At 29.3% G+C, this 611-nt stretch carries 1 protein-coding gene; it reads left to right on the top strand.

From position 1 onward, the window contains the following. Positions 1–50: 50 nt before the first annotated feature. Positions 51–611, top strand: a 561-nt coding sequence (locus H6A13_RS13060) for a hypothetical protein (protein ID WP_204909958.1), incomplete at its 3' end; no start/stop codon positions are given.

Below are 611 nucleotides of genomic sequence, written 5' to 3'. Positions count from 1 at the left end.
AACTTGTTTGTTTCATGGTATATCAGAATGGTATGGAGGAGAATAATAAAGTGGATATTAGAAGATGTAGTAGGAAAGAAGTATTATTGTGTATATGTAGTGTTTTAATAAGTGCATTTTCTTTTATTTTTTATTTGATTAGTTCAAATTCATATCCGTTAATATATATTACTCTTGCATTGATTTTTGTATGGTGTATGAAATATCGAAAAATACACATTGAAAATGATTCAATTTTCTGGATAATATCTGCGTTTGTGATTTTTGTTAGTTCGTTTTTTTCTAATGATTCTGCAGCATTGCAGTATGGAATAACCTTTGTAGCATTTATTTTTATTATGTTGGTTTTGAAAGAGGCAATACTTGATTGGAGAAAATATTATTTCTACTCAGTGGGTGTTTTTTCTTCTATACATGTATTCGCAACCATTTTACAGTTTTTTGCTCCGGAAGTAATTGATTCAGTAAATAAAACTGTTTTACCAGCTACAAGTTATTCGGAAAATGCTAGATTATTACAATTTTTTGGCGCACACGCTGGAATTACTGGTCAGACAGGAAGAAATGGTTTATATATTAGTGTTGCACTAGGTTTTTGGATAGTATTGTTT

Origin of the sequence: Mordavella massiliensis, assembly GCF_016902415.1 — a bacterium.
In the GTDB taxonomy this organism is placed as follows: domain Bacteria; phylum Bacillota; class Clostridia; order Lachnospirales; family Lachnospiraceae; genus Merdimonas; species Merdimonas faecigallinarum.
The sequence above is the reverse complement of the archived record's forward strand: the minus strand, read 5'-3'. Positions and strand labels throughout refer to the sequence as shown.